The sequence below is a fragment of the Sulfurospirillum sp. SCADC genome, assembly GCF_000743525.1.
In the GTDB taxonomy this organism is placed as follows: Bacteria; Campylobacterota; Campylobacteria; order Campylobacterales; family Sulfurospirillaceae; genus Sulfurospirillum.
Map to the genome: position 1 here is coordinate 49,112 of NZ_JQGK01000014.1, position 17,977 is coordinate 67,088.

Here is a 17,977-nt window from a genome sequence, read left to right on the forward strand (position 1 = left end):
TGCTTCCATTGCTTAAAATTCTTCGCGATTATATCAAAATATTAGTTACTATTAAGCATTCACTTCTTATACTGTCACTACTTCCAAACAGGTCTTACCATGAACAAACAACTGCAAGAATTGACCGATCTAACGATGAAAGAGATACGTAATCTTGAAATTGTTTTGCCTGAAATTTACCGTGATATTTTCTACAGCAAAGCCAAAGACCTTGGCATCAAACTCAGTGACATTGACAAAGAAGCTGCCATGCTCTACGCACTTCGCAAAATTCAACTGATTCGCAATGAAACGGAACGCTCAGCCTCTGCTTTAAAAGAAAATGTCATGAATGCCAAAATCGCCATCACCAATAAAGACAATATGGCGTTGCAATTTATTGAAAATAATATGATTGAGTTAGAGACGAGAATCGCCTCTTTGCTAGAAGAGCTTTACATTGATGAGTTGACGCGTTTGTATAATCGCAGATGGTTGTTTGAGAAGTTTCTCAAGGACGATCACTTTACCAGCAGTGGACATTTAGCCTTTGTTGATCTCAATCACTTTAAAGACGTCAACGATCAATTTGGTCATCTCGTTGGCGATAAAGTCTTACATGTCATCGGAAAAGTGCTGATGAAAGTACCCCATACGTCAGCAATTCGTTTTGCGGGCGATGAGTTTATCATCTTAAGCGAACAGCACGATGAAGAAGAAATACATAAAATTTTACATACAGTCAATCAAAACCTACTCAAAACGCCGTTTAAACACAATAAAGAGCTTTTTTACATCGATTTTTCATTTGGTGTTGCCTCTTTTAAGGCTAAAGATAGCTTTAAAAAAGTGTTGGAAGATGCCGATACCAAGATGTACGACTACAAAAAATCGCTCAAATAGACTCGACACGTTCCACGGTATTTTCGAGCTTGCTCACAATCGTGTTCAATCTGGGATTTTAGTTCACTTAAGCTGGTAAATTTTTGATTCGCGCGCAAAAACGCCACAAAAAAGAGCTCAACCGTGCCATGGACTGCTGGAAGTGTTGCATCTAAAATATGCGTCTCAATGGAAAATGCTCCATCGGTACTCTCTCTTACCCCAATAAACGAAACGGAATCGTACATCATGTGTGCAATGCGCGTACGCGTAGCATAAACGCCTGCATGCGGAATAAGATACTCCAAAACTTTGAGGTTTAACGTAGGCACAAGCTCTGTTTTACCAAGCCCTTGACCAGGGACAATATCGCCTGTGATCGCATATTCACGCCCTAAAAAGCGGTTTGCCTCTTCTAAACGCCCCTCCTTCAAGTAGGTACGAATCAGGCTTGAATGCACCGAAATACCCTGATAGCAGAACTCATCAACAATCACTACGTCACCATCAAAAAAGGTTTTCAGATCTTTCGCCGTACATGAGCGGTGTTTTCCAAAACAAAAATCATAGCCAACAACAATTTTACGAAGATGGGGAAACTCTTTGGTTAAAAGCGCTACAAACTCCGCGCCACTGAGATCTTTTACTTTGAGAAAATGAAAAAACATACACGGATAGCCCGCATATTCGCTGCGCTTAATCCCTGGTGTCAGGTTCGCTTGGTCTTTATCGATGACAAACAGCGCACCATTGGTCCCTAGATGATTAAGAAGCTGTCTGTGCCCTACATGGATGCCATCGAAACTTCCGATGGCTAGGGTATCAACACTCTCTTTTTTTAAAATAGTAGAACGTCTCAACATTCCCCTCTTTTCCTTTTACAAGCGATTCTCTTTTTTCGATCAATGTCCAGCCAAGCGTCACAGCAAGGGCTTCAAACTGATAATGTGCGCGCATAATAGCCGAGCCATCTTTAACGACTCCTTTAGTGCTGCGTTTGACATCTTTTCCCACTTCAAATTGCGGCTTAAACAAGATGATGATTGCACAATTTGCTAACGTATCGATTACGTCTATGAGTGCTCCAATCCCAATAAACGAGACGTCGCAACTGACCATATCGTAGGTTCGCTCAGGCTTAAAAAGTCGTATATCACTATTTTCATGCAAAATAATTCGAGAATCGACTTTGAGCGTGGGGTGAAGCTGCTCACTGCCCACATCCACAGCGGTCACACTTTTGACATCTTCTTCCAGCCACACCTGCACAAAACCGCCCGTGCTACTCCCAATGTCAAGCACATCCAGACCCTTTACATGTAACCCTAATTCATTGATAAATCCACGCAGTTTAAGCCCTGCACGACTTACATATTGCGTCATTTTTGTCACATCAACCGTGTCATTCTCCCCAATCTCCACAGAGCTTTTGCGCTCTACTTTACCATTGAGCCAAACACTGCCCTCTTTAATGAGTTCCGCCGCCTTATTGCGGCTTTGAGCGAACCCTTTTTCAAACAGATAACTATCTAATCTCATTCAACCATCCCATTGAGTTCACTCTCTGAGAGTGTTTTGACACCAAGCTCTATGGCTTTAGAGAGCTTACTGCCTGCTTCTTCGCCATAAATGACAAAATCGGTCTTTTTAGAGACACTTCCACTTACTTTTGCACCCAATTTTTCTAACCTCACTTTGATCTCATCGCGTGGTTGGCTCATCGAACCTGTTAAAACCACCGTTTTCCCTGTAAACACAGACTCCGTTATCTCAAGCTTTGAGGCGACAGGCTCAATCACAGCCATCAACTCATAGGTTTCGGCTTTATTGACATGTATAAACTCCACCAAACTCTTCGCCATCTCTTCGCCAAAGCCTTCAAGGGCGATGATCTGATCGAAGCTGGCTTCCAACCACTCCAACCCAAAGGCTCGTGCGATCTTTTTAGCCGCTACTTCACCGATATGCTCGATGCCAAGTGCATTGATAAACTTCTCTAAACTCACCCCTTTGCTCTGCTCAATCGCCGCTAAAAGGTTCTCCGCTTTTTTCACTTTAAAGCCCTCTAATGCGAGCAGTTGATCTACATGTAAGGTGTAGAGATCTTTTACATGTAAAACGAGTTTTTGCGCATACAGTTGCTCGACGATTTTATCGCCAAGCCCGTCAATATTGAGCGCTTTTTTCGACGCAAAGTGAATCATCGCCCCAACAACCCTAGCTTCACACGAGAGATTTTGGCATTTAATCAGCGCTCCATCGTCCAAAAGCTCACTCTGGCAGACGGGGCAAATAAGCGGTCTCTCAACGACTTTTTCACTGCCATCACGCCTTTCAGTTAACACTTTAATAATCTTAGGAATCACATCTCCACTGCGAATGATGATGACGCTGTCCCCAATGCGAATATCTTTGCGCTCGATCTCATCAAAATTATGCAGTGTGGCGCGCTCGACGATAACGCCTTCGATATTCACCGCTTCGACTTCCGCCACAGGCGTTACCACGCCCGTTCTGCCCACTTGCAGTGTGATGTCTTTGAGCTTCGTCACTTTTTCAATCGCAGGAAATTTAAACGCCACCATCCATTTGGGGTATTTGACGGTATAGCCTAGCTCTTCTTGAAGGCTTACATCATCGATCTTCACGACCATACCGTCCATCATCATCTCGATCTCATCACGCTTGGCGATAAGTTCGGCGTAAAGCGTATGCACATCCTCAACGCTTTGCGTCACGACGATACGAGGGGGTTGTAAAAAGCCAAGGCTGTAGACAAAGTTCATTTTTTGACTTAAAAAGCTTTGCGTTAAGCTATTGCTACCAATGCCCCACGGGTAAAACATGAGTTTTCGCTTCGCCGTGATGCTCGTATCAAGCTGTCTCAGGCTTCCGGCGGCGGCATTGCGAGGATTGGCAAACAACGCCTCGCCAAGGCTTAAACGTTCTTTGTTGAGTTTTTCAAAGTCTGCTTTTTTGATGACCACTTCGCCACGAATTTCAATCGGCTCTTGATAACTGATGCGCAAAGGAATGGAGCCAATGGTTTTAACATTCTCCGTTACGTCCTCACCGATGCTACCATCGCCTCTCGTGATCGCCTGTTTTAACATACCCTTTTCATAAATGAGATTGAGACTCGCACCATCAAACTTAGGCTCGCAGTAAAAGGTAAACTGCTCTTTGACTTTTTTAACACGCTCTATCCACGCATCAAGGTCACTTTCATCAAACACATCTTCCATGCTCCACATACGCGCTTTGTGTTCTGCTTTGTTAAAGCCTTCCAACACCATGCCACCCACACGTTTCGTGGGACTACTTTCGTCGGCAAAAAGTGGATTTTCCTGCTCGTAGTTTAAGATTTCATGGTAGAGTCTGTCGTACTCTTCATCGCTTGCAAGCGGTGCATCATCGACGTAATAGGCTTTTGCCCACGCATTGGCAAGATCAATTTTGGCTAAATACTCTTCGTGATTCATGCGATGTAACTGCTGTAAATAAGTTTTAAAAGGGTGAGTCCAACCATAATGAGGAAAAACGTGCGGATAAACTTCACCTCTTTTTTAATGACCATATTAGAGCCAATGTATGCCCCGATAATTTGCCCAAAACCCATGAGCAAACCCACCACAAAAAGGACATTGCCACTCCAAAGAAAAACGGCTAAGGAGACAATATTGCTCGTAAAATTCATCACTTTAGTTTGCGCGGTTGCTTTTTTAAGGTTCAATCCTAAAAGGGTAACAAGGGCTATCGTCCAAAATGTTCCCGTTCCGGGTCCAAAAAAACCATCGTAAAAGCCAAGTCCTATACCAAAAATCAAGAAAAAGAGATGATTGCCAAGATAGGCATGGCGATCATTTTCGCCCATTTTAGGCGATAAAAGCGTGTAGATAAAAATACCGACCAACATCGCAGGGATGATCTTCGCCAAAATGCTCGCATCCATCAGCAAAATCGCATAGGTTCCAAGCGCCGCACCAATGAACGTATAGATCACCCCGATCATCACTTCTGACCACGTGATAAAGCCTTTACGAATGAAATTGATCGAAGCCATACCACTACCGAAGGTTCCTTGAAGTTTGTTAGTCGCAAGGGCAATGTGTGGGGGCATCCCAGAAGCTAAGAGGACCGGAATCGTGATAATACCTCCTCCTCCTGCAACCGCGTCAATAAATCCTGCCACAAGCCCTGTCAGCAAGAAGATCACATAATAATAAAATTCAAATTCCATCTTTTTTCATCTCCTCGACTTGAATACTCGCTTGCGTCGTATCTGACTCCTCTTTTTGAGGCTCTTCATGCGCTGGTATCGTTGTTTCGCTTGCCTCAGGCGTGTTTACATGTAAAGACTCTTCCACACTCTTTTCAGCCAGAGGCAGCTCTTCTTCAAGAGGCGAAGCGGTCGTTTCATCCACAGAAACAGAACCTTCAGCAGCGTCTTGCTCTTTAGCCTCTTCAAGTTCTACGTAAAGGGCTAACGCCTCTTTCGTGGCAGATGCCACTTCATTGTACGTTCCCTCACGAATGTGCTTCCAAATATCGCGTCTGACCAGACTTAAGACATAACGCCTATCGCCTCCAACCACGCGACTAAGTTCATGACCGCCACAGGTTGGGCAGATAAAAAAGGTGATTTTATGCTGCAATGTCTCTTCTAAACGACAATTTTCATCATCCACCATTAACATGCTTTGACACTTAGGACAATAACACCAAAGCCCGATGACATCGCCTTTTTTATACTTCCAACGCCACAGCACTTTAAATAAAATGAGTTCGTGAAATCTAAAATATTTAGGACGCATTAAATAACGAGCCACAAAAGGGAAGGCAATTAAAATGATACAAATCGCAATGGCGCCACTATTGACAACCCATTGGGGAATAGCGTAAAGCTCGCTGATACGGTTTAAAAGATCGATTATTTTTTCCAAAAAAGATTCCTAAAAGGTTGTTTGATTGAGCGCGCGAAGCACACTAAGGGCTTGCAGATGCTCTTTAACGTCATGAACACGCAGTATCGTTGCTCCATGTTCATACGCCTTCAGATGTAGGGCTAACGTACCCGCTAGTCGCTCAGAAATGGGTGTAGGGATGATCGTGTTAATCATCGATTTGCGACTGGCTCCAAAAAGCAATGGATAGCCAAAATGCAAAAAATGTTTGTGATGTTGCAGAAGTGTTAAATTGTGCTCTAAATTTTTTCCAAAACCAATGCCGACATCCAAAACGATCTTATGGATGCCAAAGCTTTGTGCCTTCGCAATGCGCTCTTCAAAAAAAGCATCTACCGAAAATAAGACATTATCATACTGAGGTTCGTGTTGCATGGTGGTGGTTTCACCTTGCATGTGCATCAAAACGACCGTAGCATCGTACTTGGCGGCAACGCGTGCCACATCATCATTGGCAAGTGCTGTGATGTCATTCACGATACTAAATCCATGCGAAAGGGCATATTCCAAACACACAGGCGAATAGCTATCAAGAGAAAAACGTGCTTTTTCAAACAGTTTGTGCTCGTAAATAAGATCAATGATAGGCTTCACGCGAGCAAGCTCTTCTGTTTCACTGACACTCAAACTCCCCGGACGACTTGAAACACCACCCAGATCGATGATACTTGCACCCTCGCCTATCATCGATTCAATGTGTTTGAGGGCAGCTTCACCACTAAAACGACTGCCCTCAAAAAAGCTGTCTTCATTCGTGTTAATGATGCCCATAATCTCAAAATCATTCTTACATGTAACGCAAAATTCACTGAGTTTTAACGCAACTTCTTTGAGTCCAAAAGGTTGCGCTTTCTCTTTGCGCGCGAGCTCTTTAAGCTGTTTGTCATTGGCAATTAACAGCGCATCAACCAAAGGGACTTTACATGTAATCGTATCTTTTGGTACGGCAAGATCGGCGCCAATAGATAAAGCATCTTGTTTGAGAATATTCGCTGCAGGCGTTTTAAGATCTTTGATATAAATGAAATTCAGATGCGCCTTTTGCGCTAAAATCGCACTTCCCTCACGGGTGACACCCAAGCGGTGAAAGAGCGCTGCAACATCGCTATTTGTGTTTAATTGACAGAGTTTCATCGGTACTTTCTTAGCATAATCGAGAGTAAAAGCGAGGTTAAAATCGTTTGCGCTCTGGTATTGAGTTCTACCAAATGCAACAGTTTTGCAAAATGTTCCAGCTCTTTTTCACTAAAATGCAGATGATGCTCATGAATCGATTCATACACGATGGCTTGAACCAACTCTTTGAGTAGCCCTTTTTCAACATTTTGGTGCTTTTGAATAAACGGATATATATCGCCAAGATCGAGTTTTGCAAGGTTTAACCCACTGTGCGTCACCTCTTGTTCCATCACCAGCTCTTTTTGCAGTAATCGTGAACGAACCGTTGGCAAAAAAGCTGTTTTAGAAGGGGCAACGACAATGAAAACGATGTGGCGAGGAGGTTCTTCCAAAATTTTTAAAAGTGCATTTTGCGCCTCAACGCGGTACCCTTTGGCGATGAGAATAAGGTATTTATTTTCAGATTCTGCGATGTACGCCTCTTTGATCACCTCTTTGGCATCATCGATGAGAAATTCATCTTTGATGAAAAAGAGATGGCGCTCTTTAGCGTAGGCTTCATGCAGGCTCTCTTTGGCTTTTTCCACATTTTTACAGATCAAAATATGGCTGAAAACCTCTTCATCATTCGTTTTCAAAGGTAACCTCGGCAAAAAGCACGGCATCGATACTTTTATCGAGAAGTCTAAAGAGTTGAATCAATTTAATATCTAAACTATCGTCATCGCTTAAAAGGTAAAAGCTATTTTGAACATGCTCGTCCATAATCCATAAAAAACTATCGTCTTTACGTTTAGCGATTTGCATCTTTATGTCGCTATTTTTGCCGACATAAAAGAAGGTATAACCACTCGGAAAGGCTTGAGAGAGCATGTTTTCCAAAAGCTCTATATCTTCTTTCGTTTTGACTTGGTACAAATTTGGATAGAGTGTTTGCAATGCAATAAAAGGCAAAATTGGTCTATTTTTATGATGATTGTTGATGGCACGAAGCATATAGTGGCAAAACCATGCTCGATCATCATCGGTAATCACAATAAACGTATGGCCATCCAAAAGATTTTTGAGCATGGAAGCGGCAAGAGGAACCCATTCGAACCTCTTCTCTTCCATCCAGCTCATCATAGAGCCGTCTTTTCGTATCTCTTCTAATGTCCACTTTAAAAATTGTTGCATGAATTATTTGTCCAATTGGTAGGCACTGTGAAGGGCGCGAACCGCAAGTTCACCGTATTTTGCTTGAATGACCATAGAGATTTTAATCTCACTGGTGCTGATCATTTCGATGTTAATGCCCTCTTTTGCCATCGTGTCAAACGCTTTGCACGCTACACCACTGTGCGATTTCATACCCACACCGACCACAGAAACTTTAACGATGTCACTGTCATACTCCATAACATCACTGGCTCTAAGCTCGCTCATCGCCGATTTAGTCATCTCAAGTTCATTTTGAGGTACTGTAAAACCAAGGTTGGTGGTGCCATCGTGTCCTACATTTTGGATAATCATATCAACGTTAACGTTACTATCAGCGAGTTTTTTAAAAATCTCAGCCGCAATGCCAGGCTTATCTGTCACACCACGAAGGGTAACTCTGGCTTGGTTTTTATCGAGTGCAATACCGCTCACTAATGGTTGTTCCATAATCTTATCTTCCTTTGTAATAAGTGTTCCTTCGTGTTTGTTAAAGCTGCTGCGTGTCACAAGATTGACGTTAAGTTTTTTTGCCATTTCCACAGAGCGGCTTTGAAGCACTTTTGCTCCTAAACTCGCAAGTTCTAACATCTCATCGTAACTGATTTTATCGAGTTTTTTAGCTTTTGGCTCAATGCGAGGATCGGTTGTATAGACACCATCCACATCGGTGTAAATCTCACACAAATCTGCTTCTAACGCTCCTGCAATTGCCACCGCAGAAAGGTCACTACCACCACGACCCAATGTAGACACTTCACCACTTTCAGTCACACCTTGAAACCCTGCAACAACGACAATTTTGCCCTCTTTGAGCTCTTCTTTCATCCGTGTGGTATCGATGTATTCAATACGCGCTTTGGTATGAACCGCATCGGTCACAATCCCAGCACGACGTCCGCTCATCGAAACAGCAGCATATCCCTCTGCTTCAAGGGCAATCGCAAGTAACGCACTGGTGACACGTTCGCCTGAACTTAACAACATATCGACTTCACGATGATTGGGTGTAGCACTAAAATGCGCTGCATACTCTAAGAGTTTATTGGTCTCACCACTCATTGCAGAAACAACGACAACAAGATCGTGTCCCTCTTGTTTGCTTTCTATGACTCGTTTGGCAACAGCCTCAATGCGCTCAACATTACCAACACTCGTTCCTCCGTATTTTTGAACGATCAACATCTTAAAGATACCCTTCTTTTTTGAAATAGTCTAACACTTGCTTATACACGGGGCGCTTGAAATAGGTAATAAAATCAAACACTTCTTCTAAACTGACAAATTTGTAGTCGCAAAACTCTGGCTCTTTGGTTGCTAGATTAATCTTGGCATCTTTTTTGAGTCTTACTAAAAAATATTTTTGGCTCTGTCCATCAAAAGGGTACATTTTTTGAGCAATTTTTTGAGGAAAATCATACTGTAACCACTCAGGATATTCCGTAATAATTTCCACGTCTCTCGTGCCGATTTCTTCTTCAAGCTCGCGATAAAGGGCTTCTTGAGGGGTTTCTCCTGTATCAATGCCGCCTTGAGGAAATTGCCACGCACCTTCAATATCACTACGACTGGCAATAAACACTTGGCATTGAAATGGGTATTTTGCAGAGACAATCACGGCAGCAACATTGGGTCTGTATCGTTTTAATGATTCCATAATTGCGCATTACCTCTATATTTTTGTTAAAATAGTATCGAAATAGTCATTAAACTTGCTTGATACAAGGAAATACATGTTAGCTTACCTCCATATCCCTTTTTGCGACAGCAAATGCCATTATTGTGCTTTTAACTCTTACGAGAACAAGGGTACTCTTAAGCAAAACTACATGCAGCAGATTGTCAAGCAACTGCGCTATGAGTTGGAAAAATTTGATACTCCCAAGAAAAGTATTCGCTCTTTGTTTATTGGAGGTGGAACACCTTCTACCATTCCGTATGCGTGGTATGAGCCTTTTTTTGAGATAATCACACCCTATTTGGAAGACAATGCTGAAGTTACCTCCGAAGCCAATCCTCAATCGGCAACCAAAGAGTGGCTAGAAGGGATAAAAAACTTAGGCGTGAATCGTCTAAGCTTTGGAGTGCAGAGTTTTAATGCGCAAAAACTGGCATTTTTAGGGCGCAATCATACCCGGCAACATGCGTTGCACGCTATTGAAACGGCAGCCAAACTGGGCATTCAAAATATCTCTCTTGATCTCATTTATGGCACCACACTGGACACGCCAGCCCTGCTGCAAGAAGACCTTGCCATCGCCACTGCTTTGCCCATCAATCATCTCAGTGCCTACGCGCTCACCCTTGAAGAAGAGACACCCTTTTTCAAACGAAACGATGTTGCCAATGGCTCAGAGAAACTTGCCAAAGATTTTGTACAAGCGATTATACAAGCGGGATTTCCCCAATACGAAATCTCCAATTTTGGAACCTACCAAAGCGTGCATAACAAAGGGTATTGGGAGCATCAAGACTATTTAGGAATCGGAGCAGGTGCGGTTGGTTTTTTAAAAAACAGGCGTTTTTATCCTGCCAAAGAGATCGAAGCGTATGTGCAAAATCCTCTTTTTCAAGAGATCGAAAAACTGAGCAGTGACGATTTACATGTCGAAAAAATTTTCCTCGGATTAAGAAGCATGATTGGCATCTCTTTAGCCTGTTTTAGCCCAAAAGAGATGGTACAAGTGAATATTTTAGTGGAAGAAAACAAGCTTACATGTAAAGATCATCGCGTCTTTAACACCGACTACTTTTTAAGCGATGAGATAGCGCTGTTTATTACGCAATAAGAGTTCTTACAGAACTCTTTTATCACGCCTTTTAGGCAAAGCCCAAAAGGCTACGCTAAGCCGCTGTGGCACTAAAGCTAGCCTCATACGAGGCAGAAGAGTTCTTGCAGTTTTGCAAGAAGTCTAATAATCTTCTTCATCCATCGCCACTTTCAAAAGCGCTTTAGCGGCTTCTCGTCCTTCGTTGACAATATGTTTCACCTGAAGTGCTTTAAGGAGTTTTTTCTCATCGTAGTCACTCGCTTTGGCAACGATCTTAATCGGAGCATCAAACGATTTAAGCACTTCACAGAGCAAAATGAGTTTTTTCTCATTATTAATCGCGATAATAACCGCTTTAGACTCTTCCACAAACGCATTTTTCAAAATACTCTTCTCAGCCGCATTTCCAAAATAGACAGATTCGCCCCTGTTTTGCCCGAGTTTCACTAGATTGATGTCGTGCTCCAAAACCAAATAATTGACATTCATCTTCTTGAGACGATAGACAATCTCTTGCCCTAATTTTCCGTATCCACACACAATGATGTGGTCTTTAATGCCTGAAGAGTGAATCATAAAATCGCCATTATTAGGCTCTTTCGTGATAGTATCCACAATTTTTTTCATATTTTTAAGAATAAAGGGCGTCATGATCATCGATAATACAACCGTCACAATCAATATCTGAGAGGTCTTCGCACTGATAAGATGTGTTGAGCTTGCAAGTGCTAAAATCGCCAACGAAAACTCACCCGCTTGACACAACGCCAAACCTGTTTTCAAGGCAACGCGACCTCCGACTGCAAAAAATAAAATGCAAAAAACAACCAGTGTTTTAAACGAAACCATCGTCGCTAAAAAAAGTAAAATCGTGCCGTAATTTTGGGAAATCAAGCTAAGGTCAATCTGCATACCAACGGTGATAAAAAAGAGTCCAAGCAACAAGTCTCGAAACGGAACCAAGTCGGCTTCGATTTGATGTTTGTACTGCGTCTCGGACATCATCATACCTGCTAAAAATGCACCCAAAGAGTAGGAAAAGCCTAAAGTGTGTGCTAAAAATGAGGCGCCTACAACGAGAAGCAACACCGAAGCGATGAAAATTTCTTGGGTATCTGCCCAGACAACCAGCGATAAAAAGCGATCAAGAAGGTATCTTCCGATGATAAACATAAGGCCTAAGATCAGAACAGCACTGTAAAACGTCTGCAAAAGAAGATCGGTGAGTGAACTATTTTGATTTGAAAAGATGTTAAGCATTAATAAGATCGGAATGACTGCAATATCTTGAAAGAGTAAAATTCCAAGCGCTTTACGTCCGTAAATGGTATGAATCGTTCCGCTGTCATTGAGAATCTTAAGCACAATCGCCGTGGATGAGAGTGCAAGTGCATACCCAATGATGATCGCACTCTTCTTCTCCATACCAAAAAAATACTCAGCGCTTAAAGCAATCACGCCTCCGACAAGAGAGACTTGGAGTAAGCCATAAAAGAAAACATCTTTTTTCATGCTAAGGAGATGTTTGATGGAAAACTCAAGCCCAATGGTAAACATCAAAAAAACAACACCAAACTCTGCGATATGCGTTAAAGATTCATTATTGCGACCCAGTTTGTACATGTAAGCAATGGCAAATCCTGTGATAATATAACCAATAATCGTTGGTATATTAAAACGCTTCAACAAAAGGTTAAAGAGGGTTGCTAACGCCGTTGCACTTAAAATGATCGCTAAAATATTATCCACGCCTATTCCCCAAATAAAATGATCTCGTAACTGTTTTTATGTTTTACCAAAGGATTTTTGGTTTGCGTACTTTTTTTCGTAAGCCCACTGAGTTCCAGTCGTAAACTCTCCACCAATGCTTCAAAATCATCAATTTTTTCTTTGAGCTGCATAATGATGTCTACACCTGCTAGATTGACACCAAGATCACGTGTGAGACGTTGAATCATCTTGATTTTATCAATATCTTGTTGCGAATAAAGCCTCATCTTACCATCGGTTCTTGAAGGCCTTACAAGCCCCTCTCGCTCATACTGGCGAAGTGTTTGAGGGTGAATGGTTAAAACTTTGGCGACAACACTGATCAAATACACCGGTTCTTCATACCCATGATGCATGGCATACTCCTCGTAAGCTTAATTTGGTAAATGCTCTTCCAACAGTGCTTTTAAGGAGCTATCCAAGGAAGCAAGTGGAGGAAGAACAATATTTGCCACTAAGTACAGATCACCTTTACTTTGCGTTTTACGGTTCAATGCACCATACTCTTTGACTCTAAATTTTTGTCCATTTTTAGTATCTTCTTTGACTTTCAGTGTAATCTCTTTATAGAGTGTATCCACAGCGATTTTACCGCCAAAAAGAGCTGTTTTAAGCGGAATATCAATGCTCTTAACCAGATCATCACCTTCTCTGGTGTATTCAGGGCTAGAGGCAACTTCCACACTTAAGATCAGATCGCCTTTTTGACCTTGAAACGATTTACCTTTTTCTTTCACGCGCATCTTTTCACCGTTTTTGATGCCAGCAGGAATTTTCACATCAAAACTTTCGTTATTGTAAGAGAGGGAATGTTTACCGCCTAAAATAGCGACGTTAAACGGAATAATAATTTTAGCACTGACATCTAAGTCTGGCTCACTAAATCCCCCAAAACCGCCACCACCAAAACCGGAGTTGCTAAAGCCACCAAAACCACTACTTCGACCGCTACTAAAGCCTCCAAAACCGCCACCGCCGCCAAAGATACTGCGTAAGATGTCATCTAAATTCGCACCGCCTTGGGCATTGGCAAAATCATGGAAATTCTGACCACCAAACATGCTATCGCCGTATTGATCGTACTGACGACGTTTTTGCTCATCACTGAGGATTTCATACGCGGCATTAATCTCTTTAAATTTCTCTTCGGCACCAGCATCTTTGTTGATGTCAGGATGAAACTTGCGTGCCAATCTTCGGTAGGCTTTTTTAATCTCTTCTGCACTCGCATCGGAGGCAATATCTAATGTTTCGTATAAACTTTTACTCATGAATGTTAACCTTATTTTGGACTCTTTTATCCATTAATATTTATAGCGATTATACCATAAAAGTTTAGTCTAGATCAATCAACTTCCCTGCTGCTTAGCTTAATATTTACTTTATATTTACCTCTCTCCTTTATAATTCCATAAGACTAAGACTTCAAAGGAGTTTGATTATGAAAAAAATGATTTTAATATCGCTTGTTGCATCGCTATCTCTCTTTGGCGCGACGATTGACATCGCTCAAATGCCTAAAGATTCTGAACGCAAAGATGCCACAGCTTCGAACGTGATTCTCTCTTACCATACCGCCATTAAAGATGCTAAAAAAAGTGTTGTCAACATTGCAACGACTAAAAAAAGCAAGCAAAATGACCAACTCAATGAACTCATGCAAAATCCGTTCTTTAAAGAGTTCTTTGGCAATAAAATGCCGGAACTCAAACAACAAGAACGTAAATCGCACTCTTTGGGCTCAGGAGTCATTATCTCCACCAATGGCTACATCGTTACCAACAACCACGTCGTAGAAGGTGCGGATGAGATCGTTGTTACGCTTCCTGATGATGAAAAAGAGTACAAAGCCAAAGTGATCGGCGAAGATCCTAAAACCGATCTAGCAGTGGTTAAAATCGAAGCCAAAGATCTTCAGGTCGCTAAATTTGGCGACTCGTCTAACCTCTTAGAAGGTGATCTTGTCTTTGCCATTGGTAACCCTTTTGGCGTGGGTGAGACGATCACTCAAGGGATTATCTCAGCACTCAATAAAAATAATGTCGGACTGAATCAATACGAAAATTTCATCCAAACAGACGCTTCCATCAACCCTGGAAATTCTGGTGGTGCGCTGGTGGATAGCCGAGGGGCTCTCATTGGTATTAACAGTGCAATTCTCTCTAAAACAGGCGGAAATAACGGTATAGGTTTTGCCATTCCTTCCAATATGGTACAAAAAATTGCAACCTCTTTGGTCGAAACAGGCAAAATTGAGCGTGGCTTTATGGGTGTTTCCATTTCTGATCTAACCAATGATCTTAAAGAGCTGTATGAAAACAAACAAGGTTCTGTTATTTTGATGATCGAGAAAAATTCACCTGCAGAGAAAGGAGGACTTCAAGTTTCAGATCTGATCCTTGAAGTGGATGGCATCAAAGTGAAAAACTCCAATGAACTCAAAAACACGGTGGCAAGCATTGCCCCTGATAAAACCATTACCATCACGTATGAGCGTGATAAAAAAGTCAAAACGACCAAAATCAAACTTGCCAAAATGGACGCCGAAGAGGTGGTAGCAAGCCGTGATGGCAAAGCAACAACAACGTCCATTGAAGGGTTGAGTCTTGTGGAAATTAACGATAAAACCAGAGCTCAGTATCAAATTCCTAAAGAGGTTGAAGGCGTACTTGTTCTCGAAGTCGAAGAAGACTCGAAGGCTGAAAAAATGGGCTTTAGAGAAGGCGATATCATCATCCAAGTGGAGCAAATGCGCATCGCCTCACTCAAAGAGTTAAACAGTGCACTTAAGACGTATAAAAACAGTAAAAAACGAGTGATTATCAACCGTCAAAACTACCGTGCTATCCTTGTAATGCCCTAATATTTAGGAGGCAAAAGCCTCCTAAATAGGCTATAATATCCTTTACATGTAAGGAGTGAGTCGATGACAAATGTTTTGATGATCGAGGATGATTTAGAACTCGCCGAAATTTTGATGGAGTACTTAGAGCAATTCGATATTAAGATTACCATCGCAGACGATCCTTATCTTGGACTTTCAACCCTTGACACTCAAAAATTTGATCTTGTGATTTTAGACCTTACCCTTCCAGGACTCGATGGTCTTGAAGTCTGTAAAGAGATACGCAAACGCCACAGTATACCGATCATCATCTCCTCAGCACGTACCGACATTACCGACAAAGTGACTGCTTTGGAAAATGGCGCAGATGATTATCTTCCAAAACCTTACAATCCCAGAGAACTTCAAGCACGCATTATGAGCCTACTTCGCCGTCACAAAGGGCTGGTTCCTACCGAACAAAGTGTGCAAAAACCAAAAGATTTGATCTTAAATGAAGAGCAAATGAATATTTTATTACAAGGAAAAGAGCTGCATTTGACCGCTGCAGAATATGGCATTTTGGGGTATTTGATGAAAAAAGAGGGTGGCGTGGTTTCCAGAGAAGAGCTGATCTATAATATCGAAGCGATCAGTGAAGAGACAACCAATAAAAGCATCGATGTGATCATCGGCAGAATTCGTCAAAAATTAGGCGAAAACCCTAAGGAGCCAACGTATATCCATGCAATTCGTGGTGTGGGATATAAATTTCTACAATGACGAAATCTTCTATTTTCTACAGTATCACCTTTATTTTCGCCACCAGTATTGTCAGTATTTTTTTGGCACTCCTCTTTTTGCTGGAATATGACAAGCAAACCTATACCGAAAAGCTCAACACAAAGTACTCCATCATCGCACGTGCCACGCTATTTCACCTCAATAATTTCATCACCAATGACGAGCTTAAAAGGCAAGTTCAAGGGTATCAAATGCGTGAAATTACCGATAAAGAAGACAAAGAGCAGATTATTCAAAATGCTCAAATTATTCAAAAAATTGCAGATCGTATTGGTACCAGTGCCATTTTACGCTACGAAAGCAACCATTACTTACATATTGAGACCAAATACGCTTCCTTGCTGCTTAAAGATGAAGATTTTCAGCCTTACCGTTATGATCTGATCAAAGTTATTTTTGGTGTTGTGTTTGCCATTATTATCATCGCGTATATTCTCACCATCCGTAAACTTAAACCGCTTCGGAAACTCAAACGCCAAATGGACCGTTTTGCACAAGGGAATCTTGACATCAACTGCCAAACCGATGGGGAAGATGAGATTTCTCAAGTTGCCAATGCGTTTCACAACGCTGTTGAGCAGATCAATAAACTCAACCACTCCAGACAGCTTTTTTTACGTAACATTATGCATGAGCTCAAAACTCCGATTACCAAAGGACGCATCAGTGCGGAGATGCTTGAAAGTGGAAAACAGCGTGATCGACTGATTGGTACGTTTGAAAAACTGGAGCTTCTCATTAATGAGTTTGCCTCCATTGAGCAGATCACCTCAGGCGAAGGGCTTAAAAATATTAAACCGTACCGTTTGGTGGATATGCTCGATGAAGCGATTGATCTTGCAATGATCTCCCCTTCTCAGATTGAGATCGAACTGGATGATGAAATTATTTTACATGTAGACTTTAGGCTCTTTACAACTGCGATGAAAAATGTGATCGATAATGGCATCAAATACTCTATTGATCAAACCATTAAAATCATGGCTACGAAAGAAAAAATCTCTTTTATTAGCCAAGGCAAACCTCTCAAATATGAACTTGAACACTACTTAGAGCCTTTTGTTCAAGAAAAAAACTCTCACCAAAGTTTTGGTTTAGGGCTCTATATTGTCCACCACATTGTCAAAGCCCATCATATTAGCTTTACCTATGAACACAAAGAGGGGTATAATTATTTCAATTTTGAAAAAATTGAAACGTTAGCATAGATTTTACAGTACAATTAAGCACACAGCAGGAATATAAAGGAGTTTTTATGTCTGGTATCACATTTTCAAAAATCAATCTTTCCCATCTTATTGATCACCATATTGCACTTTTAGAGCGTTTTGGCATCAAAGATGAAGTGCCTTTTTCACTTATCTTTTTTTCCTTAGAAGAGCGTAAAGAGATCGATAGTCTAGAGATGTTTCAACGCATACTTCGAAGAACCGATGCCATTTTTAACCACAGTAACCACTACGTGGTAATGCTGACAGGAACAGACTGGAATGGTGCAACGGAAGTGCTCTCAGGGATTCAAAACTTCTTAGATCAAGAACCGTTTGACAACGTTGTGACCTACCCAGAAGATGGTGCTGATGCCAAAGCACTATTACACAGACTACGTGATTTAGTGGAAACGAACTGCAATATTAAAACTGATCTTTTAAAGTAGGCTTGTTAAG

Annotated in this window: 19 protein-coding genes; 6 read left to right on the forward strand and 13 right to left on the reverse strand. The window is 41.6% G+C overall.

All coding sequences use genetic code 11. The features are described 5' to 3' along the window. Positions 1–99: 99 nt before the first annotated feature. Positions 100–882, forward strand: coding sequence for a GGDEF domain-containing protein (locus JU57_RS09680; protein ID WP_037960238.1), 783 nt, complete (start codon positions 100–102; stop codon positions 880–882). On the opposite strand, the gene JU57_RS09685 is transcribed toward JU57_RS09680, so the two are convergent. The 10 genes from JU57_RS09685 to JU57_RS09730 are packed head-to-tail and all read right to left on the reverse strand — an operon-like array spanning position 861 to position 9,798. Further along, positions 861–1,724, reverse strand: a complete 864-nt coding sequence (locus tag JU57_RS09685; RefSeq protein WP_037960240.1) for a bifunctional riboflavin kinase/FAD synthetase — start codon at positions 1,722–1,724, stop codon at positions 861–863. The two genes, JU57_RS09680 and JU57_RS09685, sit on opposite strands and share 22 nt — an antisense overlap. Continuing rightward, positions 1,684–2,400, reverse strand: coding sequence for a TlyA family RNA methyltransferase (locus tag JU57_RS09690; protein WP_037960243.1), 717 nt, complete (start codon positions 2,398–2,400; stop codon positions 1,684–1,686). The genes JU57_RS09685 and JU57_RS09690 overlap by 41 nt, the downstream gene beginning before the upstream one ends. After that, positions 2,397–4,343 carry an NAD-dependent DNA ligase LigA gene (gene ligA / locus JU57_RS09695; RefSeq protein ID WP_037960246.1) on the reverse strand — a complete coding sequence of 649 codons (1,947 nt, stop codon included), beginning with the start codon at positions 4,341–4,343 and terminating at the stop codon, positions 2,397–2,399. Before ligA ends, JU57_RS09690 begins: the two co-directional genes overlap by 4 nt. Beyond that, on the reverse strand, positions 4,340–5,101 hold the full coding sequence (locus tag JU57_RS09700) for a TSUP family transporter (RefSeq protein ID WP_037960251.1): 762 nt from the start codon (positions 5,099–5,101) through the stop codon (positions 4,340–4,342). Before JU57_RS09700 ends, ligA begins: the two co-directional genes overlap by 4 nt. Continuing rightward, positions 5,091–5,804: a hypothetical protein gene (locus tag JU57_RS09705; protein ID WP_294877021.1), complete on the reverse strand. Its 714-nt coding sequence runs from the start codon at positions 5,802–5,804 to the stop codon at positions 5,091–5,093. The genes JU57_RS09700 and JU57_RS09705 overlap by 11 nt, the downstream gene beginning before the upstream one ends. 9 nt (positions 5,805–5,813) lie before the next feature. Continuing rightward, the gene (gene folP / locus JU57_RS09710; protein ID WP_037960254.1) at positions 5,814–6,959 is read right to left on the reverse strand and encodes a dihydropteroate synthase; all 1,146 of its coding nucleotides are present in this window, start codon (positions 6,957–6,959) and stop codon (positions 5,814–5,816) included. After that, on the reverse strand, positions 6,956–7,582 hold the full coding sequence (locus JU57_RS09715) for a DNA polymerase III subunit delta' (RefSeq protein ID WP_037960257.1): 627 nt from the start codon (positions 7,580–7,582) through the stop codon (positions 6,956–6,958). Before JU57_RS09715 ends, folP begins: the two co-directional genes overlap by 4 nt. Next, positions 7,569–8,120 carry a HobA family DNA replication regulator gene (locus tag JU57_RS09720; RefSeq protein ID WP_037960260.1) on the reverse strand — a complete coding sequence of 184 codons (552 nt, stop codon included), beginning with the start codon at positions 8,118–8,120 and terminating at the stop codon, positions 7,569–7,571. Before JU57_RS09720 ends, JU57_RS09715 begins: the two co-directional genes overlap by 14 nt. A 3-nt stretch (positions 8,121–8,123) precedes the next feature. Beyond that, positions 8,124–9,326, reverse strand: coding sequence for an aspartate kinase (locus tag JU57_RS09725; RefSeq protein ID WP_037960263.1), 1,203 nt, complete (start codon positions 9,324–9,326; stop codon positions 8,124–8,126). 1 nt (position 9,327) lies between these two features. Beyond that, complete coding sequence (locus JU57_RS09730) at positions 9,328–9,798, reverse strand: RNA pyrophosphohydrolase (RefSeq protein WP_037960266.1); 471 nt, start codon at positions 9,796–9,798, stop codon at positions 9,328–9,330. Between the two features lie 76 nt (positions 9,799–9,874). Here JU57_RS09730 and hemW point away from each other — a divergent pair, with 76 nt between their 5' ends. Beyond that, complete coding sequence (gene hemW, locus JU57_RS09735; protein ID WP_037960269.1) at positions 9,875–10,930, forward strand: radical SAM family heme chaperone HemW; 1,056 nt, start codon at positions 9,875–9,877, stop codon at positions 10,928–10,930. Between the two features lie 123 nt (positions 10,931–11,053). On the opposite strand, the gene JU57_RS09740 is transcribed toward hemW, so the two are convergent. From JU57_RS09740 to JU57_RS09750, 3 genes are read right to left on the reverse strand one after another with little or no spacing between them, the layout of a single operon-like run. Next, on the reverse strand, positions 11,054–12,661 hold the full coding sequence (locus JU57_RS09740; protein WP_037960272.1) for a cation:proton antiporter: 1,608 nt from the start codon (positions 12,659–12,661) through the stop codon (positions 11,054–11,056). A gap of 2 nt (positions 12,662–12,663) precedes the next feature. Beyond that, positions 12,664–13,038 carry a helix-turn-helix transcriptional regulator gene (locus tag JU57_RS09745; RefSeq protein ID WP_037960274.1) on the reverse strand — a complete coding sequence of 125 codons (375 nt, stop codon included), beginning with the start codon at positions 13,036–13,038 and terminating at the stop codon, positions 12,664–12,666. An 18-nt stretch (positions 13,039–13,056) separates the two neighbouring features. Then, positions 13,057–13,953 (reverse strand): DnaJ family protein, encoded by an 897-nt coding sequence (locus JU57_RS09750; RefSeq protein ID WP_037960278.1) that lies wholly within the window; start codon positions 13,951–13,953, stop codon positions 13,057–13,059. Between the two features lie 170 nt (positions 13,954–14,123). Here JU57_RS09750 and JU57_RS09755 point away from each other — a divergent pair, with 170 nt between their 5' ends. The 4 genes from JU57_RS09755 (at position 14,124) to JU57_RS09770 (ending at position 17,967) form a co-directional block, all read left to right on the forward strand. After that, positions 14,124–15,545 (forward strand): Do family serine endopeptidase, encoded by a 1,422-nt coding sequence (locus tag JU57_RS09755; protein ID WP_037960281.1) that lies wholly within the window; start codon positions 14,124–14,126, stop codon positions 15,543–15,545. A 63-nt stretch (positions 15,546–15,608) separates the two neighbouring features. Further along, complete coding sequence (locus JU57_RS09760) at positions 15,609–16,289, forward strand: response regulator transcription factor (protein WP_037960284.1); 681 nt, start codon at positions 15,609–15,611, stop codon at positions 16,287–16,289. Next, complete coding sequence (locus JU57_RS09765; protein ID WP_037960287.1) at positions 16,286–17,518, forward strand: ArsS family sensor histidine kinase; 1,233 nt, start codon at positions 16,286–16,288, stop codon at positions 17,516–17,518. The genes JU57_RS09760 and JU57_RS09765 overlap by 4 nt, the downstream gene beginning before the upstream one ends. Positions 17,519–17,565: 47 nt before the next feature. Next, positions 17,566–17,967 (forward strand): hypothetical protein, encoded by a 402-nt coding sequence (locus JU57_RS09770; RefSeq protein WP_025345090.1) that lies wholly within the window; start codon positions 17,566–17,568, stop codon positions 17,965–17,967. Positions 17,968–17,977 lie beyond the last annotated feature (10 nt).